Below are 25,931 nucleotides of genomic sequence, written 5' to 3'. Positions count from 1 at the left end.
CTCATCCGGACCTCGTCCCCGCCGTCGGCCACAGCGTGATGGCACCGGTGGGGACGATCCGGATGCCGGGCTGCGTGCGCCGGGTCGTCGTCTCGTCGACCGTGAAGCGCTGCACCCGCAGGTCGGCGAGGTGCGGGCACAGGACGACGGTCCGGAACAGCCGGGACTCGGCGAACGCGTCGGCCGCCCCGGTGTCGGTGAACAGGTGCACGCCGCCGAACGTCCCGGTCGCGGCGTCCGCGAGCCAGACCGTGGCCAGCAGGCCGGGGAGCTCGGCGAACGCGGGGGCGAGCTCGTCGCGCAGCGCGCGGTAGCCGTCGTCGGTCATGTCGTGGAGCCGGAAGGTGATCACGAAGGTCTGCATGGCGGCCATGCTCGGCCGCCGGCCCCCGCGCCACCTCGGTCGATCACGCCGACCTCGGTGGCGTGACCGGCACAGCCCGTTCAGCCGTCCAGGATCCCCCGTTCGGCCGCGATCCGCGCCGCCTCGGTCCGGGTGCGCACGCCGAGCTTGAGTAGCAGGTTGGAGACGTGCCGGCTCGCCGTGCGCTCGCTGATGTGCAGCGTCGCGCCGACATCGCGGTTGGACAGCCCGGACGCGACGAGCCGCAGCACCTCGGTCTCCCGCGGGGACAGCCCGTCGGCCTGCCGCTCCTGCCGGGTCTCGGACTCGACCAGCCTGCCCAGCCAGCCGTCGACGCTGCGCGGACCGAAGTCCAGGAACACGCCCTGGTGGGCGACGCCGTCCACCTCGACCGGGTCACCGATCGGGGCGAAACCGAGCGGCAGGAAGATCGGCCCGAGGTGCGACAGGTCGACGACCGTCGAGTACAGCCGCCGCAGCCGCGGCCGCAGTTCCATGTAGACGCGCTTGACGTCCAGCCAGCACGCCGACACCCCCGGCGAACGCAGCTCACCGGACTCGCGGCCGAGCCACCGTCGCATCAGCAGCACGCGGTCGTCGGGCGACGGCGGGTTCGCGCGCAGGTGGTCGGTCCACGGGCGGGTGACCGGGTCGGCGGCGATCACGCCGGGGTCGGCATCGGCCAGCTCGATGATCTGGACGAACGCGGAGACCTCACCGTCCGGGCCGCGGGCGACGGCGAACGACTCCGGATGCCGGTCCCACCAGCGGGCCAGCGCGTCCGCGCACGGCCGGGGCTCGTGGCCGGCGGCGATCTCGGCGATCACCGGGCCGTCCTGCGAGCGGGCCTGCTCCACGGCGTGGTCCGGGCGGGCGCTGGGGAAGCAGGCGTCGCGCACGACCGGGTTCTCGATCAGGAAGATCAGGTCGGCGGTGTGTCGCCAGAGGTCGCCGTCGGCCGGGTCCGGCCGGTTCGTGTAGTAGCGCGCGGCGCGCCGGCGGAACGCCCGGCGGGCGTCCGGGTCGCGGACGGCCAGCTCGAGTCCGACCGTGTCCCGCACGACGTCGTGCAGCAGCAGGCCGTCCGGAACGACGTCGGTGATCGGCAACGCGCGCAACGCGTCGAACGCCGTACGGGCGTGGTCGTCGCCGAGCAGTGCACCGAGCACCGGCTCGGTGACCCGACGCACCGTCGAGGCCGCCTCGACGGCCGTCACGACGGTCGACGGCAGCCCGCCGAGGAACGCGTCCGCCAGCTCCGGCAGCACGGGTGTCCCGCGCGCACCGGCCCGCGCGCCCGCCGCGCCGAGCTCCAGGGCCAGCGGGTGACCGTGCGCGAACGCGTTCAGCTGCAGCGCCGCGGCGCCGTCGAGACCCCTGGAGCGCAGCAGCGACATGGCCTCCGGCTCGGACAGCGCGTCCAGGCGGAACTCGGCCACCATCCCGGCCCACCCGGCTGCCGTGTGCCACGCGCCGGCCGGCCGGTCGCGCCCGGCGAACACGGTCGTCACCGACGCGGGGAGCGCGGGCAGGAACCGGGTGCGCAGCCAGCCGTCGAGCAGGCCGAGCGTCTCGTAGGTGTCGACGGTCAACAGGACCCGGTCGGCGCCGCCGTCCCGTAGGGCGCCGACGACGTCCGCCGTGCCCGGATCGGTCGCGTCGAGTCCGAGCGCCCCGGCCATCGCCTGGCGGAAGCCGCGGGGGGTCGGCTCGACGTCGCGTCCGTCGAGCACGACGGTCGCGGTCCCGGCCGGGACGGCCGCGACCAGCTGCCGGAGGAGGCGGCTCTTCCCGATCCCGCCGGGTCCGTGCACGAACGCGACGAGGAACGACGGCTCCGGCGCAGTCACGGCGGCGGTCAGCGCGGACAGCTCCCGCTCACGCCCGACGAACCCGCGCCCGGCTCCGACGGCCAGGCGGTCCGCGATCGTCCCGGTCATGGGGCCTCCGTCGGTCGTGGACCGGACATCCCCCGCACGACGATAGAGCTGGAGGGCGGGCCGGGGAACCTCGGCGTTCGGACGGCCCCCAGAATCTCGCCCGGTGCGACCGGATCATCACCACTAGTGACGAACCGGTCTTGTCGCCCGACGTCGCACGCTCCTACCGTCGGAGAGCACCGCGGCCGCGGGGGGATCGTTCCGGCCGCCTGCCGAGGAGGTCCTCATGACCACTCTTCCCGCTTCGCGCCGGACCCCCACCGACGTCGTCTTCCAGCACTGGCGCCATTCCTTCGAGGAGGACGCCGACGGCGTCGAGGTCTTCCGGCCGGACGACGCCGTCCTGCCTCCCGCCTTCGGCCGGGACGGCTTCGAGATGTTCCCGGACGGAACGTTCGTCCAGGAGGACATCGGTCCGGCGGACGGGATCGTCCGTACGTCCGGCCGATGGCACGGCCGGGGCGCACGGCGCGTGACCGTGCGGTTCGACGGGCGTCGCCCGGACTACGCGTTCGAGGTCCTGGAGGTCGACGAGACGATCCTCCGCCGCCGCGTGGACGCCGCTGCCGCTCCGGTGCACTACCTCGGCGCCGAGCCCGCCGACGCCGCGACCGAGACGTTCGCGCAACAGCCGCCCGCGTCCTCGTCCCGGTTGGTCGACTTCAACGGCGCGGTGATCATTACGCTGCGGTCGTTCCCGCCGCAGTTCGTGCTGCGGGTGGACGGCACCGTCCCGTACGAGAGCGTGCAGGTCGAGCTCGTCCCACTGGTCTACGTACAGCGGCCGGACTACTGGGGTATCGAGGTCGTCGGCACGATGCGCGGACCGTGCGTCGCCGGAACCACGCCGTACCTCGCGACGCTCCCGCTGGCCAGGACGACCGGCACCCTGGGTATCGACGTGATCGGCGCGACCCGGACCGAACGGATCGACCTGGGCCCGTCCGACGGCTCGGCCGACTGCAGGGACTGGACGGCGTTCCTGGACCGGCAGCCGATCGACCCGCCGACACTGCGCGTCCGTGGTGTCTGCACGGTCCCCGACGGCACGACGATCGAGCTGAAGCGCCACGAACCGCCCGGCATCAACCCGCGGGACCTGCTGCTCGACAAGATCGTGACGCGGGGCGCCGCCACCACGGACGGCACGTCCGACGTCGAGGTCGTGTTCGAGACGCCCGCACGGCCCGGATCCCTGGACACCGTCACGATCCTGCCGGACGGGCCGACGCTGACCGTCGAGGACGTGTTCTGACGGCGGTCAGGCGGTGCCGAGCTCGCCCCGGTTCGCGGCGGCCGTGCGGCGGACCCGGTCGCGGAAGATGTCCTGCGCCTCGGAGGTGTTGTCCGGCTTTCCCGCCCAGGCCTGCATCGCCGCGCCCTGCAGTGCGCGGGCGTAGGAGAAGCTGACCGTCCACGGGTGCGGGCCGCGACGGGCGATCGCGTCCAGGTTGTCGGTCGCCTGGTCGTCGGTCTGCCCGCCGGACAGGAACACGATGCCCGGGACGGCGGCGGGCACGGTGCGGCGCAGGACCTCCACGGTGCGCTCGGCGACCTCCTCCGGGCCCGCCTGCTGCGCGGCCCGGTACCCGGAGACGACCATGTTCGTCTTCACGAGCAGGCCGTCCGGTACGACGCCCTGGCCGCGGACCTGCGTGAACAGCTCGCGCAGCATCGCATCGCTGACCTCGGCCGACCGGTCGATCGTCTGCGTCCCGTCCATGATCGCCTCGGGTTCGACGATCGGCACCAGCCCGGCCTCCTGGGCCAACGCGGCGTAGCGGGCCATCGCGTGGGAGTTCGCGACGAGCGCGGCCTCGGTCGGGATCCCGTCCCCGAGCTCGATCACGGCCCGCCACTTGGCGAACCGCGCACCCAGGTCCCGGTACTCCTCGAAACGCTCCCGCAGCCCGTCGAGCCCCTCGGTGACCTTCTCGCCGCCGCGCAGCGCGAGCGCCTTGGCGCCCCTGTCCACCTTGATGCCGGGCACGATCCCGCGCTCCACCAGCTGCCCCGGCATCGGCGTACCGTCCGATGTAGACTGTCGGATCGTCTCGTCGTAGAGGATCACGCCGCCGAGCCACCGCTCGACATCCGGCGCGGTGAACATCAGCTCACGGAACGCGCGGCGGTTGTCCTCCGTCGACTCCACGCCCACGGCCTCGAACCGCTTCGTGATGGTTCCCGTGCTCTCGTCCGCCGCGAGCAGCCCCTTGCCGTCGGCGAGGAGCTCGCGGACCGTGTTCTGCAACTGCCGTACCGCCACGCTCATGCCCGCGGGGTCCCCGCTGCGCAGCGGCCGTAACCTGGCCGCGTGTACTTCACCGACCGCGGCATCGAGGAGCTCGTCGACCGTCGTGGCGACGAGCAGGTCAGCGTCGAGTGGCTGGCCCTGCGCCTGCGCACGTTCGTCGACCTGAACCCGGAGTTCGAGACGGCCGTCGAGCGGCTGTCCAGCTTCCTGGCCCGCGACGACGCCGACGACGCCGACGACCTGGACGACTGAGGCCGGTCAGCCGTCGTCGCGCCGCAGGCGGAACAGGCGGCGGTCCCCGGCCGCGCGCAGCGCTTGGAGGGCCTCGTCGGCGTCGACCTCCAATGCGTCGTGCCTCGCCGGGTCGGCCCGGTGGTCGGGCCGCGGCCGCGGCTTGCCGGGTTCGCTGGTCGCCCACATCATCTGCAGCGCGGACTCCCACCGCAGCTCGAACATGCCCTCCGCGACGACGAGTGCCTCCGCGGCGTCGTGCAGCTCACGGTCGGCCGCGCGCAGCTCGCGGCGCAGCTCCTCGACCCGCAGGGCGTCCCGTTCCCGCAGCTCGACGACGGCACCGGCGAGCCGCGCGACCACGTCGCGGTAGCGGTCGACGGCGTTCTCGTCGGAGCTCACCGGGATCCACCCCCCTGGTCGGTCAGGATCACCAGCTGCGGGCTCCCGTGCCGGGCGCGGTCGAGCATCAGGCCACGGCCGGGGGTGGGCGACCAGTCGACGGGATCACCGCCGACCAGGTGGGCGAGGTCCGCGCCCTGCACACCGATGGCCACCCAGACCCCGAGATCGTCGACGGCCGCGCCGGGCGGGGCCAGCAGCGTCTTGAGCCGTTGCGCGCCCTGCCACCAGCCGAGCACGTGCACGCCGACGCCGGGGCCGTGCCGCAGGACGGCGCGCAGGTCCTCCATCCCGGTGCGGTCGAGCATCGTCTCGGCGACGTCGGCACCGAACAGCACGACCGCGACCGTCGGGTGCGCGCCGCCGCTGCTCCCGGACGCCGCCCGCTCCCGCACGACCGCGGCCAGCTCGGTGACGCGGGCGACGAACCCGTCGGCGAACACCTTGTCGACGGCGAGGTGCAGGCGGCAGGCGAGGTCCTCGGCCGCCTCGACGGCCTCCGCGGCCAGCGGCACCAGGACCACGCGGGTGCCCTCGTCGGCGAGGGTGGCGGTGTAGGACGCGACCGCGGCGCACAGCAGCGGTACGGCGACCCGCGCGTCCGGCCCGATCACGCCGAGGTTGCGCCCCGGCACGTCCCGCAGCTCGGCCGCGGCCGGGCTGCCCTCGACGTCGACGAACTGTCCGAGCAGCGAACGGGGCACGCCGTCGGCAGGTAGCCGGGCGGCGAGCGCGTCGTGGTCCGGGGCACGTGCCCCGTCGAACACGACCGGGTCCGGCTCGTCGCCGAACCTGGTGAACGCGTCCGGCTGCACCTCGCGGACCTGGGGACCGCCGACCTCGGGCAGGCTCACGACCTGGTTGCCGTGCTCCACGCCCGACTCGTGGTTGACGATCGCGTGCCACCGCGGCAAGGACAGTGCCGCCTCGTTCTCCAGCGCGAGGATCCGGCGCGCGCGGGGCAGCGCGATCCGCAGCACGAACTGCTCGAGGATCGCCGAACGACCCCACAGCGCGTCGATGCCGGAGACGTCCTGGCTGGCCAGCACGAGGTGCACGCCCTGCGAGCGGCCGCGCCGGGCGACGTCCTCCAGCAGCCGGGTCGCCTCGGCCGTGACCGCGTCCCGCCCGCTGAACAGGAACTGGAACTCGTCGATGACGGCGACGATCCGCGGAAGCCGGGCGCGCTCGTCCTGGATGCCGTCGTCGGCGAGCGCCTGGCGCAGCTCGGCGAGCTTCGTGGCACCGTTGCGCCGCGCCGCCTCCGCACGCGAGCGCATGACCTCGGAGAGGTGGCGCAGCAGCGCCAGCCCGAACTCCCGGTCGGTGTTGATGTTGACGCCGATCAGGCGCGCCTGCGGCAACCGGTCGGTGCGGCGACCGTCCGGGTCCGGCGCGAACTGGGCGAACGAGACGCCCTCCTTGAAGTCGAGCAGGTACATCTCGACCTCACGGGGTCCGTAGCGCGCGGCCAGGCCCGTGATCCAGCCCAGCAGCAGGTTCGTCTTGCCGGATCCGCTGGGCCCGCCGACGAGCGCGTGCGGGGAGTGGTCGTCGAGGCGCAGCTCGGCCGGGATGCCGTCCGCGAACCCGATCTCGGTGACCAGGCCGTTCTCCGAGCTCTCCCCCCACCGTTCCTTCCCGGAGGGAAGGAGGTCCTTGTACGCGCCGAGGCGGCCGCGCCACTCCTCGTGGGCCCGCACGATCCCGTCGCAGACCGCCGTGACGTCGTCCGGGCGCACCGGCGGATCCGGTTCGACGAGCACGTGCGGCCCGGTCAGCGACGTCCGGACCGGCACCGGCGCGGACTCGTCCTGCGGGTCCACCCCCGGCGGGTCGCCGAACGTCACGCTCTCCACCGGACGTCGCAGCGCCGCGGGCACGTCCAGCAGGACCAGCACCACCCCGGCCGCGATCCCGCCGCGCGCGACGCGCTGCAACTGGCGCAGCTCGGCCTCGGGCAGCTCCCGCCCGTTGCCGACCAGCACCGCGACCATCCACGGCTCGGGTCGCCGCCCGGTCCGTTCGGCGAGCTCGCGCAACGACGAGCTGCCCTCGGCCAGCACCCTCGTCTGGACCCGGCGGATCCGCTCGGCGAGCTGTCCGAGCAGTGCCTCGAGCCGCGTCGGGTCGTGCACGGTCAGCAGCCCCGTGCGGGTCAGCGGGTAGAGCCCCGGCAGCGCACCGGCCAGCTGCCCGACGTCCCAGACGTGCACGCCCACCACGCCGGGCCGGAAGTGCCGCAGCATCCGCAGCACGAGCTGCTCGACCATCGCCTCGGCCCGCTCCCGGGTGCGTGGTGTCGAGACGACCTGCAGGTGCGCGTGGTCCAGCAACGGGACGGCGACCCGGAACGGCGACCCGCCCTCGACGGACCCGGTGCCCAGCACCCACATCTCGGGGACGGGGCCGATCGCCTCGGTGTCGCCCGCGTCGGACGTCCACTCACGCGGATCGTCACCCGCTGCCCCCGGCGCGGCGCCGGAGACGATGTCGCTCAGCTCGCTCGGCGAGTCGCCCTGCCACCGGTCGAACGCGTGTGCCCGGTCGTCGGCGACCCGGGCCACGACACCGGCGAAGCGGGGATTCCCCAGTATCCGGCGCAGTCCCGGGTCGCGCTGCGCCGCATCGTGTCCGGTCTCCCGCAGCCACATCTCGACCAGAACCTCGGCGTGCCGGTCCGCCGCCCGGTCGCGACGTACCTCGGCGGAGCCGAGCGCGGACGACGCGACGGCGTGGAAATGGTTGAACGCGGCGCGGATCCGTTCGCTGCGTCGGCCCATCACACGGTCGTCGTCACGACGGGCACGTCTACAGACGCCCGGCGACGTCGTCGGCGGACTGCATCGCGACGTGGAGAGCCTGCTCGACCTCGTCGACCTTCTCGGCGGCGGCGGCGAACCGGGAGCGGGCGTCGTCGGCGTCGTTCTGGGCGGTGCCGTAGATGTTCTGGGCGAAGTTCGCCGCGGCCTCCTCGATGGCCTGACGGGCGTGGCGGAGCGCGCCGAGGCTCTCGGTGGCCTGCTGGTTGGCCCGGGCGATCCCGGCGCGGATCTCGTCGATGTTCGCCATGCGGCCCTCCGTCGGAGTACGTGCGACCCGGCGGCCATCCGGTCGCCACGCGCAACCTACGGCGCTGCCGTCGCGTCCATGGTGAGGCGGGCCGTCGACCCGCGCAAACCCTCGCCGAACGTGATCACAGGTGCCGTGAACGGACGGTCGTGACCCGTTCGTTCTGGAATGCGCCGTTCGCCCCGCATACGGTGACCGGGCGACCGTTCCCCTGCGCCAGGAGTGTGACGATGACCTCACCCGGTCCGCAGCTCGACGGGGTGGAGCCGCCCCGCGGCGGGGAGAAGATCCGCGCGATCGGGCCGGGGCTGCTGGCCGCGGCCACCGGCGTCGGGGCCGGCGACCTCGTCGCCACCATGGTGGCCGGCGCGAGCTTCGGGACGGTGCTGCTGTGGGCGGCCGTCGTCGGCACGGCGGTGAAGCTCGCGCTCGGCGAGGGCGTCGGCCGCTGGCACCTCGCGTCCGGTGCCACGATGCTCGACGGCTGGCGCCGCCTGGGCTACTGGGCGACCGTCTTCTTCGGCGTCTACATCGTGATCTGGGGCTTCGTCTACGGGGCGACGGCGATGTCGGCCGTCGGGCTGCCGCTGAACGCGCTGTTCGGGGGCCTGTCCGTCCGCTACTGGGGCATGATCGCCGGCGTGCTCGGCCTGATCCTGGTCTGGCTGCAGCGCTACGAGGTCTTCGAGAAGTTCATGACCGTCCTGGTGCTGATCAAGTTCCTGTCGGTCGTGTCGATCGCGTTCCTGGTCGGACCGGACCTGGGTGCGCTCGCGTCCGGGCTGGTGCCGCGGCTGCCGTCCGGGTCGACGGTGTACGTGCTCGGCCTGATCGGCGGCGTCGGCGGCACGATCACCATGGCGTCCTACGGCTACTGGCTGTTCGCGAAGGGGTGGAAAGGGCCTCGCTGGCTGTCGATGATGCGGCTGGACAACGCCGTCGGGTACGTCATGACCGGCATCTTCGTGGTCTCCATGCTGATCGTCGGCTCCACGATCCTGCTCGGGATGGACCTGACCGAGTCGGACTCCGGCCTGCTCGTGCTCGCCGACAAGCTCGGCGAGCTGTACGGCGGGGCGGCCCGGCTGATCTTCCTGATCGGCTTCCTCGCCGTCACGTCGACGTCGCTGCTCGGCGTGTGGAACGGCGTGTCGCTGCTGTTCACGGACTGGACCCGGACGATCCGGCTGCCGCACGGCAGGCGGGCCGACATCGGGGTGCAGGCCGACGCGGCGAACGCCGTCGTCCCCGGCGAGCGCGCTCCGGACGGCGCCGGCCGGGCGGGTGCGTACGAGGCGGCCGTTGCGGAGCGCTCACGACCGTTCCGCGGCTACCTGCTGTGGCTCACGTTCCCGCCGATGCTGCTCCTGCTGTTCGACAAGCCGTTCGCGTTGACGCTGGTCTACGGCGTGCTCGGGTCGTTCTTCATGCCGTTCCTGGCGATCACGCTGATGCTGCTGCTGAACACGAAGCTGGTCGCTCCGGAGGGCCGGTCGCGGTGGTTGTCCAACGGGATCCTGGGGCTCTCGTCGGTGCTGTTCCTGGTGCTGCTGGTCACCGACGTCCAGTCCAGACTGTTCTGACCTACCTGGCGCTGCGCCACGCGCCACGGACCCGTTCGGCAACCGGTCCCGCCCCCTTCGTTCGGGATGGCCGGTGATCGATTCCTGACCGGTTCTGTCCGGGATGGGCGGAATGCTGTCGCGCATGGACGACCACCCCGTTGACCTCACCGGCACCGTCGCACTCGTGGCCGGGGCGACGCGCGGCGCGGGCCGGGGCATCGCCGTCGAGCTCGGTGCCGCCGGTGCGACCGTGTACTGCACCGGTCGCACGACACGCGAGCAGCCGTCGGAGTACGGCAGGCCGGAGACGATCGAGGAGACGGCCGAGCTGGTCACGGCCGCCGGCGGGACCGGTGTCGCCGTGCCGTGCGACCACCTGGACCCCGCCGCCGTGCGGGCGCTGGTCCAGCGCGTCGACGACGAGCACGGACGCCTCGACGTGCTGGTCAACGACATCTGGGGCGGCGAGCTGATGGTCGAGTGGGAGACCCCGGTGTGGGAGCACTCGCTGGAGAACGGCCTGCGCACGCTCCGGCTGGCGATCGACACCCATCTGGTCACCGCCCACCACGCCCTGCGGCTGATGACGCGGAATCCGGGCGGGCTCGTCGTCGAGATCACCGACGGCACTGCCGACTACAACGCGTCGAACTACCGCCTCAACGTCTACTACGACGTCGCCAAGGTCGCCCCGATCCGGCTCGCCCGGAGCTGGGCACACGAGCTGGAGCGCTACGACGGCACCGCCGTCGCCGTGACGCCGGGCTGGCTGCGTTCGGAGATCATGCTGGAGATGTTCGGGGTCACGGAGCCGACATGGCGCGACGCGCTGGCGAACGAGCCGCACTTCGCGATCTCCGAGACGCCGCGGTTCGTCGGCCGCGGGATCGCGGCACTGGCCGCCGACCCGGACCGGCGGCGGTGGAACGCCACGTCCACGTCGTCCGGCGAGCTGGGCCGCGTCTACGGACGGACCGATGTGGACGGTTCCCGACCGGACGCGTGGCGCTACATCGCGGAGGTGCAGGACGCAGGGCTCCCCGCGGACACGACGGGCTACCGCTGACTCCGCCACCCCGAACGAACGGGCCGTTCGAGCAATGCCATTGCTCGAAGGTGCCGTTCGTTCGGAAAGGGGTCGTGGCGGACCACGGCGGGCGGGGGCTGGACGCGGAGGGGCGGGACGCGGTGGGGCAGCTCAGTCGAGCAGTTCCAGGGCGTCGCCGGTGCGCACGACGCCGGGTGCGACCACCTGCGTGTACATCCCGACGCACGGGAGGTTCGCCTCCAGCAGGCTGACCCACACCGTGTTCAGCTGAGCGGGCGTGCGCAGGGCCTCCCTGGAACGCCCGAGGTCGCCGTGCTCCAGCGTCGGGACCGAGCAGCGCGGTGTCGGCAGGGTCCCCTCCATCTCGACGCCGCCGATCCGCAGCCGGCGTCCGAGCCACTCGTTCTCGATGAACGGCGGCGTGCCCTCCGGCGTGCGGACCACGATGTTCGGCCGGTAGCGCAACGTCTCCACGCCGACCTCGTCCAGCGTGGCCGTGGTGATCAGGTGCACCGGCGCGTAGTCGACGAACCGACCGCCCGGCGTGCCCATCGCGATCTCCAGCACCGGCGCGTCGAGGTCGGCGTCGAGCCCGTGCGCGAGCACCTCCTCCGGCTCCGGGCGCTCGATCTCGGCGCCGTCGGCACGCTGCTCGGACATCCGGACCGGACGGCCGAGGATCTCCGACAGCGGGTCGTCGACGTCGAGCGACCCGAGCTCGCGCCCGTCCGGCAGAGTCACGCGGATCTCGCCGGAGACCGTCGCCGCCCGGCAGTGCAGCAGCTCGCGCCACCACCGTGGCTGCTTCGCCGTCGCGATCTTGCCGGTCTCGACGTCGACGAGCGCCTGCGCGCGGTCTCCGATCACTCCGAGACCGTCGATCTCCACCTGTTCGCAGGCCTCACCGAGCATGGACTTGACCGGGTAACGGAAGAGCTCGGCCACGGCGCCGACGGTGTTCATCCGCCGAGCCTAACCCCGGATCGGTGCCGCGGCGGTTGACCTCGAGTCGGCTTCAGCTCCTAGCGTCGTCCCCATGGACGACACGCTTCCGGACCTCGGGCCCGTCGGGACCGACCTGACGGTCCGCGACGACGGCAGCCACCTCGACCACGCCGCCGAGCTGGAGGAGCTCGGCTACGGAGCACTGTGGATCGCCGGTGGACAGATCGACGCCCTTGACCGGCTCGCAGAGGTGGTCCGCGCGACGCGGCGGATCCCGGTGGTCCCCTCCATCATCCCGACCGGCCGGTACCCCGCCGACGAGGTCGCCGCGCTGTACCGGGAGCTGGAGGCCGAGCATCCCGGACGGCTCGTGGCCGGGCTCGGCGCTCCCCAGCAGCCGAGGGCGATGGCCGCGTTCGGGGCCTATCTGGACCGTCTGGACTCCGTGGGGACCCGGGTCCCCGCCGGGCGGCGGATGCTCGCCGCGATCGGTCCGCGCAAGCTGGCGCTGGCCAGGGACCGCGCCGCCGGGGCACTGCCGCTGATGGTCACCCCGGAGTACACGGCGGGCGCGCGCGGGATCCTGGGACCGGACCGCGTACTGGCGGTGCAGCAGTTCACCGTGCTCGACGACGACCCGGTGCGGGCCAGGGAGACCGCCCGCCCGACGCTCGGGTTCCTGCTCGGCGTGCGCGGCTACCGGGACAACGTCCTGCGCATGGGGTTCACCGACGACGACGTCGCGACGATCAGCGACCGCCTGGTGGACGCCGTCGTCGTGCACGGTGGACCGGACGACGTCGCGGCACGGGTCGCCGCGCACCGGGCGGCGGGCGCGGACCACGTGTCGGTCGGAACGCTCGGTCCGACCGGCGGCGTGGCGGCGGCGCGGAGACTGGCACCGGCCCTGCCCGGCGTGCGGGCCGCGACGCGCGGGACGACAGTGGAGTGATGCCGCTTCGCTCCACGCTGCCCGTCCCGACGCTCGACCTGGATCCGGACGCCCCGCACGTCGCGGACTTCTACCGCTACGGCGACCTGCTCTCCGACGACGAGAGCGCGGCCCTGCGCCGCCTGCGGGCGTTCCTGGCGACCGAGGTCGCCCCGGTCGTGGAGCAGGCGTGGGACGCCGCCGAGTTCCCGATGCAGCTGGTCAAGGGCTTCGCGGGCCTGGACCTGGCCGGGGCCGCCTACACCGACCCGCCCGCGAGCAGGGTGTTCCTCGGCTTCCTGCACGCCGAGATCGCCCGCATCGACCCGTCGGTGAACAGCTTCTACGGCGTGCACACCGGGCTGGCGATGGGCTCGATCCACGCGTGCGGCACGCCGGAGCAGCGGGAGCGCTGGCTGCCGGCGATGGCGCGGATGGAGCAGATCGGCGCGTTCGGCCTGACCGAGCCGCACGGCGGGTCCGACGTCGCGGGCGGGATGGAGACGACGGCACAGCGTGTGACATCTCGGGCGAACGGGGACGAGTGGATCCTCGACGGCGAGAAGCGCTGGATCGGCAACGCCACGTTCGCCGACCTGGTCGTGATCTGGGCGAAGGACACCGACCCGGACGCCGACGGCGCCGTGCGCGGGTTCGTCGTGCCAGGCGGTACCCCCGGCATGACCGTCGAGAAGATCGAGGGCAAGCAGGCGCTGCGGATCGTGCAGAACGCCGACATCGTGCTCGACCAGGTCAGGGTGCCGGAGTCGCACCGCCTGTCCGGCGGGCGCGGCACGTTCGCCGACGCGGGCGCGGTGCTTCAGCGCACCCGGGCCAACGCGTGCTGGGGCGCGGTCGGCACCCAGATGGCGGCTTACGAGCTGGCGCTGTCCTACGCGACGCAGCGCGAGCAGTTCGGACGCCCGATCGCCGGGTTCCAGATGATGCAGGACCTGCTCGTGACGATGCTGGGCAACGTGACCGCCTCGCTCGGCATGGCGGTGCGCTGCGCCCAGCTGATCGACGACGGCCACGGGTCGGACGCCCACTCGGCCCTGGCCAAGGAGTTCTGCGCGAGCCGGATGCGCGAGACCGTGTCGTTGTCCCGCCAGCTCGTCGGTGGCAACGGGATCGTGCTGTCCAACGGGATCGCTCGCTACTTCGCCGACGCCGAGGCGCTGTTCTCGTTCGAGGGCACCCGCGAGATGAACACGCTGATCGTCGGCAAGGCCGTCACCGGGCACAGCGCGTTCGTGCGGTAGGTGGTCACCAGCCGGAGGCGGCGGGCGGCGGCGTCGACGGTGTCGGCAGCCCTCCCCCGCGCAGTACGCGCACCAGCTCGTCCGGGCGCAGCGAGCGGGCGAACAGCCAGCCCTGGAAGCCGGTGACACCGAGCCCGCGCAGCACGTGGAACTGCTCGGCCGTCTCCACGCCCTCGGCCACCGTCGCCCGGCCCATCGCCCTGGCGACCTCGACGACGGCGCGGGCCAGCGCGAAGTCGGCCGGGTCGGTACCCACCCCGACGACGAACGCGCGGTCCACCTTCACCGTCTGTGCCGGGAGCTCCTTGAGCCGGGACAGCGACGAGTAGCCGGTCCCGAAGTCGTCGACGGCGAACCGGACGCCGCGGCGCACGAGCTCGCTCATCGCGCCCAGCGCCGGGGGCGGCAGCGCGACCAGGCTCGTCTCCACCAGTTCCAGCGTGAGCTGGTCCCACGGCAGGCCGGATCCGGTCACCGCGGCCGTGACCTCGTCGAGGAAGTCCGGGTCGCTCGGCAGCAGGCCGGCGAGGTTCACCGCGACCGAGATCCGCTGCCCGCCCTGCGGCCAGCCCGCCGCCTCGCGCGCCGCCGTGCGGAGCACCCAGCGGTCGAGATCGCGCTGCAGACCGCCGCGCTGGGCGACCGGCAGGAACTCACCCGGCGTCACCTCTCCGAGCCGGGGGTGCGACCAGCGCAGCAGCGCCTCGGCGGAGAGCACGGTGCCGTCGGAGCCGACGACCGGCTGGTACTCCAACCGCAGCGTCCCCCCGATCTCGCCGGACGACGATCCGGGCGCGTCGGCCTCGATCGCGGCGCGCAGCTCGGCCTCGAGCACGAGCTGGCGGTCGGCGGCCTCGACGGCGGCGCGGTCGGCCACCCGCACCGCGCGCCTGCCCTGCCGCTTCGCACCGCACATCGCCACCTCGGCCCAGCGCAGCAGGTCGGTCCCCGACCCGGCAGAGCTCTCGGGACCGGACTGCCGCGTGGCCACGCCCGCCGACGCCGTCGTCGTGACCGGATTGCCGTCCACGGTCACTGTGCCGTGCAGCAGGTCGGTGACCCGGGCGGCCAGCCCGGCCGGTCCGCCGACCTCGGCGTGGTCGGCGCAGACCACGGCGAACTCGTCACCCGCCAGGCGGGCCGCCGTGCACCCGACCGGCAGCTCGCGCTGCAGCCTGCCGGCGAGCTCGACGAGCAGCGCGTCGCCCGCCTCGTGCCCCAGCGAGACGTTCACCCTGGCGAAGTCGTCGATGTCGCCGCAGACCAGCGCGACCCGGGCGGCGGTCGGTCCGGCCAGCAGCCGGTCGACCAGCTCCAGCGCCGCGACGCGGTTCGGCAGCCGGGTCAGCGCGTCCACCCGGTCGGCGTCCGCCACCACGGTCGCCGCGCGGTCCCGCTGCTCGACATCGGTCACGACGAGCAGCCAGAACGGGCGACCGTCGTCGGCGGGGCTGGGGTGCACGACGATCTCGCAGCGCACCGACGTGCCGTCGGCCCGCACCAGCGGCATGGCGTCGACCCTCAGCGGCGGCGCGTCCGGCCCCGGGGCCGACTGCCAGTCCGGCAGCTCGGCGTCCGAGCGTTGCGGATCGGCGGACAGGCTGCGGGCCGGGACGCCGCGCAGCTGCTCCAGGTCGGCGTCGAGCAGCGTGCACAGGGCCGGGTTGGCGTCGATGATCCGCCCGCGGCCGTCGACCATCGCCACGCCCGTCGTGATCGCGGAGACGAGATCGGCGAAGCGGCGGCCGGAGCGCTGCGCCCGCTCCTCCGCGCGACGGCGGTCGGTGACGTCCTGCACGGTGCCGATCAGCCGCAGCGGCCCGCCGCCCGGCGTGCGCTCGACGCGGGTGCGGCAGCTGAGGACGGCGCGGCCGCCGGTGCGGATCTCCGCCGCGTGCCCGGCGTCGCCGACCGCCTCCGGTCCGCGGCGCAGGATCCGGCAGGCCCGCTCGACCTGCTCGCCCTCGACCGGCCCTTCCGGCCCGTCCGGGCGGACGCCGATCGCGCGGTACAGCTCGACGAGCCCCTCGCTGCGGGTCAGCGTGCCCGCGGCCAGGTCGAACGTCCACGTCCCCGAGCGGGTGGCTCGTTCCAGGTCCAGGGCGGGGGCGTCGTCGGAGGGGGCCGTCGAGTCGGGGAACGGCACGAGGACGACGGCGACCCGGTCCCCCGCCTGCGGCCAGCGCACGACCCGCACGCGCGCCAGCTGACGGTCGGCACGCACCAGCCGCGCGTCCGAGTCCGGCCCGACGAGCAGCTGGGTCAGGCGCATCCCGGTCGGGTCGGCGGACCCGGCGAGCCGGCGCAGGGCCGGGTTGGCACGCAGGACCACACCGGAGCGGTCGCACAGCATCGTCGCGGCCTGGGGCAGCACGACGTCCGGGACGTCCGGCGCCACCGGCTGCGACGACGGCGGCGCGTCGAGCGTGTCCAGGTACCCCGCGTCCTCCGGCACGCCGGGGGCGTCGAGGACGTCGGGAGCCGTTCCGGAGCGCGGCCCCTCTCCACCGCGTCCCGTATCACCGAACACCCGTGCGAGGTCGTTCACGAAGCCGTCACCACCGCCACCGGACCGATCGTGGTCCCTTCGCCGCGGGCTCGGCCGCGGACGTGAGCCGGATCGAGTCGCGGTGTCGGGACCGGGCGACGTCCGGCCACCGGTCGGGCGATCACCCGCATGCGGCTCCACCTCGCCCACGCCCCTGCCTCCGTTTCGATCGGCATCGTGCACCAGGGACAACGAGCCATCAGCGCGGTCGATCCGCCCAGGTAGCCCGATCGAGGCTGGTTGCACAGGGCGTGACGCGCCTGTTCAGCCTAACGGCTTGTACTCCGACCGCCAGGTGCGTCCGGTAATCGAGACCCGGCGCGCCGAGAGGTCACGGAGAGTCGCCCAACGAGCACGCCGAACTTGACGGAGGACACCCGCCGTTCACCGACGATCGCCCTACGCTTCGTCGCAAACACCGTCGGTGATCAGATTGACGGCGTGTCGCGCTCCCCGCGCGCCGCGTCGGCCACCGCCGCCGCCACCGCCGGAGCCACCCGCGGGTCGAACGGGCCCGGGACGATCCGGTCGGCGGACAGGTCGTCGGCGGCGACCCGGGCGATCGCGTCCGCCGCCGCGAGCTTCATCCGCTCGGTGATCCGGCGGGCCCCCGCGTCCAGCGCGCCCCGGAACACTCCGGGGAACGCGAGCACGTTGTTGATCTGGTTCGGGAAGTCGCTCCGCCCGGTGGCGACGATCCCGGCGTACCGGGCGGCGTCCTCCGGGTGCACCTCGGGATCCGGGTTGGACAGAGCGAACACGACGGAGTCCGGGGCCATGGTGGACAGCAGGGACGGCTCGACGCGCGCACCGGAGAGCCCGACGAACACGTCGGCGCCGTCGATCGCCTCGGGGAGCCCGCCGGTCACGCCGCGCGGGTTCGTCTCGGCCGCGAGCGCGGCCTTCTCGCCGCCCCTCGCCTCGCTGATCACGCCGCGGGAGTCCAGCACGACCACGTCGGACACCCCGGCGGACAACAGGATCCGCGAGCAAGCCACGCCGGACGCACCAGCGCCGGACACGACGACCCGCAGCCCGGACAGCGGGCGCCCCTGCACGGCGGCGGCACCGCGCAGCGCGGCCAGCAGCACGATCGCCGTGCCGTGCTGGTCGTCGTGCATGACCGGGCAGTCCAGCTCGTCGATCAACCGGCGCTCGAGCTCGAAGCAGCGTGGCGCCGCGACGTCCTCCAGGTTCACCGCGCCGAACGTCGGCCGCAGCCGCACCAGCGTCTCGACGATCTCGTCGACGTCCGTCGTGTCCAGCACGAGCGGGATCGAGTCCAGCCCGGCGAACGACTTGAACAGCGCCGACTTGCCCTCCATCACCGGCAGCGCGGCCCGCGGACCGATGTCGCCGAGGCCGAGCACCGCCGTGCCGTCGCTGACGACCGCGACCAGACGGTGCGACCACGTGTACCGGGCCGCGAGAGCCGGGTCGGCGGCGATCGCGCGGCTCACGTCGGCGACGCCGGGCGTGTAGGCGATCGCGAGGTCACGGGCGTCGGCGAGCGGCGCGGTCAGCCCGGTGCCGAGCTTGCCGCCCTCGTGCGCGCCGAACACCTCGTCGGCGTGCAGCGGGGCGGTGTCGCGGTCGGTGTCGCTCTCGGGACGGATCCGGTCGGTCAAGGACATGATGGAACGTGGCTCCTCACGGGGAACGGATGCGGGGTGCCGGGAAGGCACTGCCGTTGCACCGGAGGTCACGGGTGTCGTCAACCAACTCTCGGTGCCGGACGGCCACCCCCACCGGCCCGCACCGGATACGGCGGGCGACGGGGATCTGGCTGTCGGGTACTGCCCGCCATGCTAACCGGAGGACCGGCCGGCCCCGCCATCCACACGGGAGGGTGTCGGCAGTCTCACCCCGGAACGACACCGCGCCGCCCCTCGGGACGGCGCGGTGTCGTGTGCGGTGTCGTGTGCGGTGCGGGCTCAGCCGAGTGGTGCGGGCACCAGGTCCGGCAGCGGGAGCGGCAGCGACGGCAGGGAGGGCGCCTCGGTCAGCGGGAGGGCGGTCGGCGAGAACGGCCGGTCGCCGGGGACCAGGGAGACGTCACCCACGGACCCGTTCCGCGACGCGTACGCCAGCGCCTGCGCGATGTCCGCCACCCCGTTCGACGAGCTCGGCGCCATCAGGCTGGACAGCGAGCCGAACGCGCGGCCCTCGGCGTCGACGTAACCGCTGCCCGAGTCCCCGGGGACGCCCGGCGGGATCGTGGCGACGACGTGCGTCCACGGGTCCGGCTGGCCCAGGCTGACGCCCTGCTTGTTCGGCGCGACCCCGATCTGGTTGGGCTGGTAGCTGAAGACCCGCTCGCCGTTCTTCGTGCCGTCCGTGTCCAGGGCGGTCGGACCGCCGACACCCGGGATCGTCGGGCTCGTCCGGGCGGCGTCCTCCGGTGCGAGCGCGACGAGCGCGAAGTCGTTCTCCGAGCACAGCGCCGGGTCGGTCTCGCCCGTGGCCTGCATCGCACCCCACGAGTCGTAGGCCAGCGTGCCCCGGTAGGTACGCCCGTCGCGCCCGTGGATGCCCACGGCGGCGCCGTCGTCCATCACGGGCTCCGTGCAGCCGTCCACCGACGACCCGGCGTCCGCGGTGCCGAAGCAGTGGGCCGCCGTGCCGAGGTAGACCGTGTCGCCGCCGGTGAACACGAAGTTCGCCGTGCACAGCTCCGCGCCGTCCCCCACCGGCGTCGCGAGCTCCACACCCGGACCGATGGCCGCCGCGGTGGCCGGCGCGAACGCGGCCTGCGGCGCCGCCGACGCCGTCATCGGGGCGAGCAGTGCCGCGGTCGCGGCCAGCCCGACGGCGATCCCCGCCCCGGCGAGACGTCGGACGGTCCGGGGTGCACGCGTCATGGATCTCCCTCTCTCGCCCGGCGCACCGGACCCGGCGCGCACTGTTCGGACACACAACGAGCGGGGTGCGGCGTCAGGTTCGGGTCCGATCGGGTCACGTCCGATCCACGCCGTCGGGCGTGTCCGCACACGGGGCGTTAACGTCCGCGTCCGTGACCTCGGAGAACGGGCGGGTGTTCCTGCTGCGCCACGGTGAGACCGAGTGGTCGGCCGCGGGGCGCCACACCGGACGCACGGACATCCCGCTGACCGACACCGGACGCGCCGCCGCCGGCCGGTCGGCGCGCGCGCTCGCGGAGCTCCGCGGACCGGACGCGCCGCCGCCGGTGCGGGTGCTGAGCAGCCCGCGCTCGCGGGCACGGGACACGGCAGAGCTCGCCGGCCTGCAGGTGGACGCCGTGGACGAGCGGCTCGGCGAGTGGGACTACGGCGAGGCGGAGGGCCGCACCACGGAGGAGATCCGGGAGACGCTTCCCGGCTGGACGATCTGGGACGGACCGTGGCGGGGCGGCGAGACGCCGGACGACGTGGCCGCCCGCGCCGACTCCGTGCTCGACGACGTCCGCGGCCTGCTCGACGGCGGCGACGTCGTCCTCGTCGGACACGGCCACTTCGGACGGGTGCTGGCCGTGCGCTGGATCGGGTTGCCCGCCACCGGCGGGGTGCACCTGAAGATGGACCCGGCCGCCGTGACCGTCCTCGGGCACGAGCGCGGCGTGCCGCGCCTCGACCACGTCAACCAGCTGCCGCCGTCGTGACCGGAACCGTGCGCGAGGCGGCACCCGCCGACGTCGACGCCATGGTCGAGCTGGTCCACGAGCTCGCCGAGTACGAGAAGGCGCCCGACGAGTGCCGTCTGACCGCGGAGCACCTCACGGCCGCGCTGTTCGGTGACGACCCGGTGGCCCACGCGCTGGTCGCCGACTCCGGCGGCGCCGACAGCACCGTCGTCGGGCTGGCGATCTGGTTCCGCACGTTCTCCACGTGGGAGGGCGTGGCCGGCATCCACCTCGAGGACCTCTACGTCCGCCCGGCGCACCGCGGCGGCGGGCACGGCGCCCGGTTGCTGGCCGCGCTGGCCCGGATCTGCGACGAGCGCGGCTGGGCCCGGCTGGAGTGGAACGTCCTGGACTGGAACGCGCCGGCGATCGGGTTCTACGAACGTCTCGGCGCGTCCCCGAACGACGGATGGACGACGTTCCGGCTGACCGGACCCCCGCTCGTCGAACTGGCCGGGCGCTACTCGTCCGGGTAGTCGTCGCCCATCGACCAGCGCCGGGACTGGTCGCTGATCAGCAGCAGGAACGTGAGGATCACGACGAGCCCGGTGACGATGCCCCACACCAGCTGCCGGGACGGCCCGATCAGGCTGTAGACGACCGGCAGCAGGAGCAGCTGGACGACGATCGCCGGCGTGCGCACCCCGCGGTGGCCACGGACCAGCGCTGCGCCGACCGCGGCGACGGCCGCGCCGATCAGGAGGAAGAACGCGGCCTCGGCCAGCCCGTAGCCGACGGCGGGACCGCTGGCGGCCAGCGCACGTGCGCCGAACACGGCACCGAACGCGGCTCCGACCGCCCCCTGCAGCGCGACCAGTGCGCCCGCCACCCGGACGTTCTGCGGCGCGGCCTGGCGCACCGGCCGCCGGTCGCTGTCCATGGCCCCAGGATATGCACCGATACGGTGTGGGGCGTGCGCGCGCTGCTCGTGGTCAACCCGCAGGCCACGTCGACGACCGCCGCCGGGCGGGACGTGCTGACGAAGGCGCTGGCCAGCGAGCTGAAGCTGGACGTGCTGCAGACGCGCTACCGCGGGCACGCGGCCGAGGGCACGGCGGCCGCGGTGCGCGACGGCGTCGAGCTGGTCGTGGCGCTCGGCGGGGACGGCACGGTGAACGAGGTCGTGAACGGGCTGCTGGCCGACCAGACCGGGACGACGGCGCCCGCCCGCCCGGACCCGTACGCGACGGCGATGCTGGCCGTCGTGCCCGGCGGTTCGGCCAACGTGTTCGCCAGGGCCCTGCAGATGCCGCGCGACCCGGTCGAGGCGACCGGGCACGTGCTCACCGCGCTCGCCGAGCGGCGACAGCGGATGGTCGGGCTCGGCCACGCCGACGACCGCTGGTTCACGTTCAACGCCGGGATGGGGTGGGACGCCGACGTCGTCGCCGCCGTCGAGCGGGCGAGGGCGCAGGGACACGAGGCCAGTCCCGGCCGCTACGCGATGACCGCGCTCGGCCAGTACCTGGCCCAGCTGCGCCGCCCGCCGTCGATGACGGTGCACCTGCCCGGGGCGGACGCACTCGGCGGCGTCAAGCTGGCGTTCGTCAGCAACACCGACCCGTGGACGTACCTGTCCGGCCGGGCGGTGCGGACGAACCCCCGGTCCTCGTTCGGCAGCGGTCTCGGCCTGTTCGCCCTGCGCAGCCTGGGTCCGCGCACGATCGCCGCGGTGCTGCGTGAGATCCTGTCCTCGGACGGCGACCCGCACGGCCGCCACGTCGTCCGGCACGACGCGGTACCGCTCGTCCGGATCACCAGTGACGTCCCCCTCGCACTCCAGCTCGACGGGGATCACCTGGGAGAACGCACCGATGTCGAGTTCCTCTCGGTGCCCGCGGCACTACGCGTCGTCGTGTGACGCTTGCAGTTCACCGCAGCGCAGAGGCACCGCTCACCCGCCGGTGTGATGGCAACACCATTCACCGATGGCCGTGAACCGCCGAGCCCGTTGGGTCTCGCACCTGGCCAAACGGTGATCCAAGGTGGGTCCACGCAAGCGAGGAACCCCTGCTGAGGGGGTTCCTTCCCGGGCAGCGACGCCCGGGAGTGTTTGGTCCGACACGGATTCGGGTAGCCGATCCGTTGCCGGGCGGGGACACTGGTATGAGCACGGTCCGGCCGGGGCCGAGAGGTTCCGGCCGTCATCGCCTGCCCGTCGCAGGGGATGAGGGTGAAGGTGAGCCCATCTCGCGCTCGGACCAGTTCCGTCTCCTGTGACCTGGGAGATGGACCCTTGAAGACGGAACCCCGCTCGTGAAATCATTCACAAGCGGCGGAATGCCTGTACGAAGTCGATCGGCGCGACCCCGATCGCGCACACGAGGAGTTTAGAGACCATGGATTGGCGTCACGACGCGATCTGCCGCGACGAGGACCCGGAGCTGTTCTTCCCCGTCGGGACGAGCGGCCCTGCCCTGATGCAGATCGCCGAGGCGAAGACGGTGTGCCGTCGTTGCCCCGTCACCGAGCAGTGCCTCGCCTGGGCCCTCGAGTCCGGCCAGGACGCCGGTGTGTGGGGTGGCATGAGCGAGGACGAGCGTCGTGCGCTGAAGCGCCGCGGCGTCCGTAGCCGCGCTCGTACGGCCTGATCACCTCAGGTACCTCCGGCGCTGGCGCCGGGAAGAACTGAACGCTCCCCCTGAACTGCGGGCCCGCAGCCGGATGCCACCGGCCGCGGGCCCGCAGTTCGTGTCCCGGGTCGTGGTCCACCTGCACACGTCGGCGGGCCGGCTTCCGGAACCATGGTCGACGACATCGGTGCCGGCGCGACCTCGGCACCGGGCTCATCGGCCATCGGTGAAAGCCTAGCCGCTACCGTTCGTCGCTCCGCCCAGGGGCATCCGGATCAGCGCCTCCGTCCCACCACCGGGGCGGGCACGCATCCGGAGCGACGCCTCGAGCTCGGACGTGAGCAGCGTGCGCACGATCTGCAGACCGAGCCCGTTGGCCGTCTCGACGTCGAAATCGTCCGGGAGACCGCGCCCGTCGTCGGCGATCGTGACGTCGAGGCTTCCCGCGGAACGCTTGGCGGACACCACGACCTCGCCGGTCTGGCCGGGCTCGTAGGCGTGCGCGAGCGCGTTGTGCACCAGCTCGGTCAGCACGAGCACCAGCGGTGTCGCGTGCTGTGCCGGGAGCGTGCCGAAACCGCCCTCGACCCGGACCCTCGCGCGCACCTCCGTCGTCGCGCCGTCCCGGATCGCCGGCAGCACGCGGTCCAGCAGCGCGTCCAGCTCGACGGTCTCGGCCACCGAGTAGGCGAGCGCCTCGTGCACGAGTGCGATCGAGTTGACCCGCCGGACGCTCTCCTCGAGCGCGCGTCCGGCCTCCGGGTTCGAGCTGCGCCGCGACTGCATCCGCAGCAGCGCCGCGACGGTCTGCAGGTTGTTCTTCACCCGGTGGTGGATCTCGCGGATCGTCGCGTCCTTGGACAGCAGGGCCATGTCCCTGCGCCGCAGGTCGGTCACGTCGCGCACGATCACCAGCGCACCGGCCGGATCCCCCCGCGGACGCAACGGCAGCGCCCGGACCAGCATCGACGCCCGTCGTCCACGGATCTCCATGCGCGCCGACGGCTTGCCCTCCAGCGCGTCGGTGATCTTGGTGGCGACCTCGGCCGCGTCGAACGGGTCCAGCACGAGCCGCTTCGTGACGACGGCCAGCTCGGTCCCGGCGACGTCGCTGGCGTGGCCCATGCGGTGGTAGGCGGACAGCGCGTTCGGGCTGGCGTAGGCGACGTTGCCGTGCGCGTCGAGGCGGACCAGGCCGTCCCCGGCCCGGGGGCTCCCCTCCGTCGTGGCCTGCGGGACGACCGGCGGGAACGTGCCGTCGACGATCATCTGGCAGAGGTCGGACGCGCTGCCAAGGTAGGCGATCTCGAGCGGGCTCGGCACCCGGGGCGTGGACAGGTTCGTGTCCCGGGACAGGACGGCGACGGTGCGCCCGGCCCGTCGCACCGGGATCGTCTCCCGGCGGACCGGGACCTCGAGGTGCCAGCGCGGGTCGTCGTCCCGGCAGATCCGACCTTCGACGACGGCGCGGCGCAGCTGCCCGACCTCGATCGCCGCGGCCCGGCGCCCGACGACGTCGTCCGGGTGCGCCGTCGGCGCCGTCGTGGGGCGTGCCTGCGCCACGCACAGGAACGAGCCGTCCGCAGGCCGGGACAGGGGTACGGCGCCGTCCGGTGTGGACCGGTCGTCCAGCGGTACCCAGAGCAGGAAGTCGGCGAACGACATGTCGGCCAGCAACTGCCACTCCGCCACCACCCGCTGGAGGTGGTCGACGGTCTCGCCCTCCATCCGAGTGTGCTCGGCCAGCAGCTCGCTCAACGTGGTCACGGGCATCCCTCCCGACCCCGCATCCCATCACATGCGATGATTGCCCGAGCAGGGAGAAGGGAGGCCGCCATGTCCAAGCGTGCCCGCAAGCGCCGCGACCGCGGCAAGAACAAGGCGAACCACGGCAAGAAGCCGAACACCTGAGATTCGCCCCAGAGACGACGAGAGGCGCCTCCCGTGCGGGAGGCGCCCTTCTCGTTCGAACTCCTCCGTCAGCCGCGTCGCTCGATCCGGGTCGCGCGGACCGACACCGTCGACCCGTCAGGGCCGGACTCGACGTGCACCTCGGCCTGTTCGAGCACGGCCGACCGGATCTGCGTCCGCAGCCGCTCCTTGAGACCGCTGGGTGCGACGTCACCACCGCACTTGCGGGCGAGCAGCGCCTTGAGCTTCTCGTCGATCCCGTACTCCGCGAGGCAGGGGGCGCACTCGTCGAGGTGCTGCTCGAGCACGGCCCGCCGCGACGGGTCGCACTCCCGGTCGAGGAACAGCCAGACCTCGGCCAGGACCTCTGAGCAGCCGGTGGAACCCATCATCGGGTTCGTCGCCGGGCGCGCCCGGTCCGGGGTCTCGTCGGTCGCGCTCACCTCGTCGTCACCTCCTGGGCCTCGTCACCACGGACGAAGCCACGCTCGCGGGCGGTGTCGGCCAGCATGTCGCGCAGCTGGCGCCTGCCGCGGTGCAGCCGCGACATCACGGTCCCGATCGGGGTGCCCATGATCTCGGCGATCTCCTTGTAGGCGAAGCCCTCCACGTCGGCCAGGTAGACGGCCATCCGGAAGTCCTCGGGCAGCGCCTGCAGGGCCTGCTTGACGTCGTCGTCCGGCAGGGCGTCGAGCGCGTCCATCTCGGCCGAACGCAGGCCCGTGGAGCTGTGCTCACCGGCCTGGGCCAGCTGGTGGTCGGTGATCTCGTCGGTCGGGGCCTGCACCGGCTGGCGCTGCCGCTTCCGGTACCCGTTGATGTAGGTGTTCGTCAGGATCCGGTACAGCCACGCCTTGAGGTTCGTCCCGCGGCGGAACGTACGGAACGCCGAGTAGGCCTTCAGGAACGTCTCCTGCACCAGGTCCTCGGCGTCCGACGGGTTGCGGGTCATCCGCAGCGCCGCGCCGTAGAGCTGGTCCAGCAGCGGCATCGCGTCCCGCTCGAAGCGCGCGACCCGCTCCTCGACCGTCTCGTCGTCCTCGGCACGGTCGGTGTCCTCACCGACCTCTGCGGTCGCGACGGCGTCCTCCGTCGTCGCGTCGACGTCCTGGACGGACGTGTCCTTCTCCTCGTGCTCCGGCACCGATCCCCTCTCCAGCGACTCCGGCCACATGGTGGTGATCGGCGAACTCACCACGGCGGCGGACCGCTCAGAGGGTACGCGCACACGCGACCGCCGGCCGG

25 protein-coding genes are annotated in these 25,931 nt (G+C 73.3%); 11 read left to right on the top strand and 14 right to left on the bottom strand.

The genetic code is table 11. From position 1 onward, the window contains the following. Position 1: 1 nt before the first annotated feature. Together EV378_RS22710 and EV378_RS22705 are read right to left on the bottom strand one after the other, a co-directional pair. Entirely contained in the window at positions 2 to 364 is a 363-nt protein-coding gene (locus EV378_RS22710) for a YdhR family protein (protein WP_165922430.1), read from the bottom strand. A gap of 80 nt (positions 365 to 444) precedes the next feature. Beyond that, positions 445 to 2,304 (bottom strand): helix-turn-helix transcriptional regulator, encoded by a 1,860-nt coding sequence (locus EV378_RS22705; protein WP_132429443.1) that lies wholly within the window; start codon positions 2,302 to 2,304, stop codon positions 445 to 447. Between the two features lie 226 nt (positions 2,305 to 2,530). Here EV378_RS22705 and EV378_RS35990 point away from each other — a divergent pair, with 226 nt between their 5' ends. Further along, entirely contained in the window at positions 2,531 to 3,559 is a 1,029-nt protein-coding gene (locus tag EV378_RS35990; RefSeq protein WP_207908834.1) for a hypothetical protein, read from the top strand. A 6-nt stretch (positions 3,560 to 3,565) separates the two neighbouring features. On the opposite strand, the gene EV378_RS22695 is transcribed toward EV378_RS35990, so the two are convergent. Beyond that, the gene (locus EV378_RS22695; protein WP_207908833.1) at positions 3,566 to 4,576 is read right to left on the bottom strand and encodes a class I fructose-bisphosphate aldolase; all 1,011 of its coding nucleotides are present in this window, start codon (positions 4,574 to 4,576) and stop codon (positions 3,566 to 3,568) included. A gap of 42 nt (positions 4,577 to 4,618) precedes the next feature. Between EV378_RS22695 and EV378_RS22690 the strand changes: the two genes are divergently transcribed. Beyond that, a complete protein-coding gene (locus EV378_RS22690) occupies positions 4,619 to 4,810 on the top strand; it encodes a DUF6104 family protein (RefSeq protein WP_132429441.1) in 192 nt (63 codons plus the stop codon). A gap of 6 nt (positions 4,811 to 4,816) precedes the next feature. Here EV378_RS22690 and EV378_RS22685 read toward each other — a convergent pair whose 3' ends face one another. Genes EV378_RS22685 through EV378_RS22675 form a run of 3 tightly spaced genes read right to left on the bottom strand, consistent with a single transcriptional unit; the run spans position 4,817 to position 8,263 of the window. After that, positions 4,817 to 5,191 carry a hypothetical protein gene (locus EV378_RS22685; RefSeq protein WP_132429439.1) on the bottom strand — a complete coding sequence of 125 codons (375 nt, stop codon included), beginning with the start codon at positions 5,189 to 5,191 and terminating at the stop codon, positions 4,817 to 4,819. Beyond that, positions 5,188 to 7,974, bottom strand: coding sequence for an FtsK/SpoIIIE domain-containing protein (locus tag EV378_RS22680; protein ID WP_132429437.1), 2,787 nt, complete (start codon positions 7,972 to 7,974; stop codon positions 5,188 to 5,190). Before EV378_RS22680 ends, EV378_RS22685 begins: the two co-directional genes overlap by 4 nt. A 28-nt stretch (positions 7,975 to 8,002) precedes the next feature. Beyond that, positions 8,003 to 8,263 carry a hypothetical protein gene (locus tag EV378_RS22675; RefSeq protein WP_132429435.1) on the bottom strand — a complete coding sequence of 87 codons (261 nt, stop codon included), beginning with the start codon at positions 8,261 to 8,263 and terminating at the stop codon, positions 8,003 to 8,005. 230 nt (positions 8,264 to 8,493) lie between these two features. On the opposite strand from EV378_RS22675, the gene EV378_RS22670 reads away from it, so the two are divergent. Beyond that, positions 8,494 to 9,846: an Nramp family divalent metal transporter gene (locus EV378_RS22670; protein ID WP_132429433.1), complete on the top strand. Its 1,353-nt coding sequence runs from the start codon at positions 8,494 to 8,496 to the stop codon at positions 9,844 to 9,846. Positions 9,847 to 9,970: 124 nt separating this feature from the next. Beyond that, positions 9,971 to 10,894, top strand: a complete 924-nt coding sequence (locus EV378_RS22665; RefSeq protein WP_132429431.1) for an SDR family oxidoreductase — start codon at positions 9,971 to 9,973, stop codon at positions 10,892 to 10,894. A gap of 132 nt (positions 10,895 to 11,026) precedes the next feature. Here the strand turns inward: EV378_RS22665 and EV378_RS22660 are convergent, their stop codons facing one another. Beyond that, on the bottom strand, positions 11,027 to 11,839 hold the full coding sequence (locus tag EV378_RS22660; protein WP_132429429.1) for an MOSC domain-containing protein: 813 nt from the start codon (positions 11,837 to 11,839) through the stop codon (positions 11,027 to 11,029). Between the two features lie 73 nt (positions 11,840 to 11,912). Here EV378_RS22660 and EV378_RS22655 point away from each other — a divergent pair, with 73 nt between their 5' ends. Both EV378_RS22655 and EV378_RS22650 read left to right on the top strand, forming a co-directional pair. Continuing rightward, positions 11,913 to 12,773: a TIGR03620 family F420-dependent LLM class oxidoreductase gene (locus tag EV378_RS22655; RefSeq protein WP_132429427.1), complete on the top strand. Its 861-nt coding sequence runs from the start codon at positions 11,913 to 11,915 to the stop codon at positions 12,771 to 12,773. Beyond that, complete coding sequence (locus EV378_RS22650) at positions 12,773 to 14,014, top strand: acyl-CoA dehydrogenase family protein (RefSeq protein ID WP_132429425.1); 1,242 nt, start codon at positions 12,773 to 12,775, stop codon at positions 14,012 to 14,014. The genes EV378_RS22655 and EV378_RS22650 overlap by 1 nt, the downstream gene beginning before the upstream one ends. A 4-nt stretch (positions 14,015 to 14,018) precedes the next feature. Here the strand turns inward: EV378_RS22650 and EV378_RS22645 are convergent, their stop codons facing one another. From EV378_RS22645 to EV378_RS22635, 3 genes are all read right to left on the bottom strand, one after another. Further along, complete coding sequence (locus EV378_RS22645; RefSeq protein ID WP_243653720.1) at positions 14,019 to 16,562, bottom strand: putative bifunctional diguanylate cyclase/phosphodiesterase; 2,544 nt, start codon at positions 16,560 to 16,562, stop codon at positions 14,019 to 14,021. Positions 16,563 to 16,990: 428 nt separating this feature from the next. Then, positions 16,991 to 18,196 (bottom strand): NAD(P)-dependent malic enzyme, encoded by a 1,206-nt coding sequence (locus EV378_RS22640; protein ID WP_132429423.1) that lies wholly within the window; start codon positions 18,194 to 18,196, stop codon positions 16,991 to 16,993. Positions 18,197 to 18,496: 300 nt separating this feature from the next. Continuing rightward, positions 18,497 to 19,423: a trypsin-like peptidase domain-containing protein gene (locus EV378_RS22635; RefSeq protein WP_207908832.1), complete on the bottom strand. Its 927-nt coding sequence runs from the start codon at positions 19,421 to 19,423 to the stop codon at positions 18,497 to 18,499. Positions 19,424 to 19,575: 152 nt separating this feature from the next. On the opposite strand from EV378_RS22635, the gene EV378_RS22630 reads away from it, so the two are divergent. After that, positions 19,576 to 20,181, top strand: coding sequence for a histidine phosphatase family protein (locus EV378_RS22630; protein ID WP_132429421.1), 606 nt, complete (start codon positions 19,576 to 19,578; stop codon positions 20,179 to 20,181). After that, positions 20,178 to 20,678 (top strand): GNAT family N-acetyltransferase, encoded by a 501-nt coding sequence (locus tag EV378_RS22625; RefSeq protein WP_424511250.1) that lies wholly within the window; start codon positions 20,178 to 20,180, stop codon positions 20,676 to 20,678. Before EV378_RS22630 ends, EV378_RS22625 begins: the two co-directional genes overlap by 4 nt. Here EV378_RS22625 and EV378_RS22620 read toward each other — a convergent pair. Then, complete coding sequence (locus tag EV378_RS22620; protein WP_132429419.1) at positions 20,663 to 21,082, bottom strand: hypothetical protein; 420 nt, start codon at positions 21,080 to 21,082, stop codon at positions 20,663 to 20,665. The genes EV378_RS22625 and EV378_RS22620 overlap by 16 nt on opposite strands. Before the next feature lie 33 nt (positions 21,083 to 21,115). On the opposite strand from EV378_RS22620, the gene EV378_RS22615 reads away from it, so the two are divergent. Continuing rightward, positions 21,116 to 22,063, top strand: a complete 948-nt coding sequence (locus EV378_RS22615) for a diacylglycerol/lipid kinase family protein (protein ID WP_132429417.1) — start codon at positions 21,116 to 21,118, stop codon at positions 22,061 to 22,063. Positions 22,064 to 22,541: 478 nt separating this feature from the next. Next, positions 22,542 to 22,793, top strand: coding sequence for a WhiB family transcriptional regulator (locus tag EV378_RS22610; RefSeq protein ID WP_132429415.1), 252 nt, complete (start codon positions 22,542 to 22,544; stop codon positions 22,791 to 22,793). A gap of 216 nt (positions 22,794 to 23,009) precedes the next feature. Here EV378_RS22610 and EV378_RS22605 read toward each other — a convergent pair whose 3' ends face one another. After that, positions 23,010 to 24,542 (bottom strand): sensor histidine kinase, encoded by a 1,533-nt coding sequence (locus EV378_RS22605; RefSeq protein WP_132429413.1) that lies wholly within the window; start codon positions 24,540 to 24,542, stop codon positions 23,010 to 23,012. A 69-nt stretch (positions 24,543 to 24,611) separates the two neighbouring features. Here EV378_RS22605 and EV378_RS37110 point away from each other — a divergent pair, with 69 nt between their 5' ends. Next, positions 24,612 to 24,686, top strand: coding sequence for a 50S ribosomal protein bL37 (locus tag EV378_RS37110; protein ID WP_379612052.1), 75 nt, complete (start codon positions 24,612 to 24,614; stop codon positions 24,684 to 24,686). A gap of 68 nt (positions 24,687 to 24,754) precedes the next feature. Here the strand turns inward: EV378_RS37110 and rsrA are convergent, their stop codons facing one another. Both rsrA and EV378_RS22595 read right to left on the bottom strand, forming a co-directional pair. Continuing rightward, the gene (gene rsrA / locus EV378_RS22600) at positions 24,755 to 25,129 is read right to left on the bottom strand and encodes a mycothiol system anti-sigma-R factor (protein WP_481404378.1); all 375 of its coding nucleotides are present in this window, start codon (positions 25,127 to 25,129) and stop codon (positions 24,755 to 24,757) included. Next, entirely contained in the window at positions 25,126 to 25,881 is a 756-nt protein-coding gene (locus tag EV378_RS22595; RefSeq protein ID WP_243653719.1) for a sigma-70 family RNA polymerase sigma factor, read from the bottom strand. The genes rsrA and EV378_RS22595 overlap by 4 nt, the downstream gene beginning before the upstream one ends. Positions 25,882 to 25,931 lie beyond the last annotated feature (50 nt).

The organism is Pseudonocardia endophytica (assembly GCF_004339565.1).
Classification (GTDB): domain Bacteria; phylum Actinomycetota; class Actinomycetes; order Mycobacteriales; family Pseudonocardiaceae; genus Pseudonocardia; species Pseudonocardia endophytica.
This window is presented reverse-complemented; position numbering and strand designations above follow the sequence as displayed.

What these genes read in the sequence shown, in the direction of transcription:
- EV378_RS22710 (WP_165922430.1), bottom strand. Translation starts at nt 364, where the DNA reads ATGCAGACCTTCGTGATCACCTTCCGGCTCCACGACATGACCGACGAC.
- EV378_RS22640 (WP_132429423.1), bottom strand. Translation starts at nt 18,196, where the DNA reads ATGTCCTTGACCGACCGGATCCGTCCCGAGAGCGACACCGACCGCGAC.
- EV378_RS22705 (WP_132429443.1), bottom strand. Translation starts at nt 2,304, where the DNA reads ATGACCGGGACGATCGCGGACCGCCTGGCCGTCGGAGCCGGGCGCGGG.
- EV378_RS22650 (WP_132429425.1), top strand. Translation starts at nt 12,773, where the DNA reads ATGCCGCTTCGCTCCACGCTGCCCGTCCCGACGCTCGACCTGGATCCG.
- EV378_RS35990 (WP_207908834.1), top strand. Translation starts at nt 2,531, where the DNA reads ATGACCACTCTTCCCGCTTCGCGCCGGACCCCCACCGACGTCGTCTTC.
- EV378_RS22665 (WP_132429431.1), top strand. Translation starts at nt 9,971, where the DNA reads ATGGACGACCACCCCGTTGACCTCACCGGCACCGTCGCACTCGTGGCC.
- EV378_RS22655 (WP_132429427.1), top strand. Translation starts at nt 11,913, where the DNA reads ATGGACGACACGCTTCCGGACCTCGGGCCCGTCGGGACCGACCTGACG.
- EV378_RS22675 (WP_132429435.1), bottom strand. Translation starts at nt 8,263, where the DNA reads ATGGCGAACATCGACGAGATCCGCGCCGGGATCGCCCGGGCCAACCAG.
- EV378_RS22670 (WP_132429433.1), top strand. Translation starts at nt 8,494, where the DNA reads ATGACCTCACCCGGTCCGCAGCTCGACGGGGTGGAGCCGCCCCGCGGC.
- EV378_RS22695 (WP_207908833.1), bottom strand. Translation starts at nt 4,576, where the DNA reads ATGAGCGTGGCGGTACGGCAGTTGCAGAACACGGTCCGCGAGCTCCTC.
- EV378_RS22635 (WP_207908832.1), bottom strand. Translation starts at nt 19,423, where the DNA reads ATGACGCGTGCACCCCGGACCGTCCGACGTCTCGCCGGGGCGGGGATC.
- EV378_RS22620 (WP_132429419.1), bottom strand. Translation starts at nt 21,082, where the DNA reads ATGGACAGCGACCGGCGGCCGGTGCGCCAGGCCGCGCCGCAGAACGTC.
- EV378_RS22660 (WP_132429429.1), bottom strand. Translation starts at nt 11,839, where the DNA reads ATGAACACCGTCGGCGCCGTGGCCGAGCTCTTCCGTTACCCGGTCAAG.
- EV378_RS22680 (WP_132429437.1), bottom strand. Translation starts at nt 7,974, where the DNA reads ATGGGCCGACGCAGCGAACGGATCCGCGCCGCGTTCAACCATTTCCAC.
- EV378_RS22610 (WP_132429415.1), top strand. Translation starts at nt 22,542, where the DNA reads ATGGATTGGCGTCACGACGCGATCTGCCGCGACGAGGACCCGGAGCTG.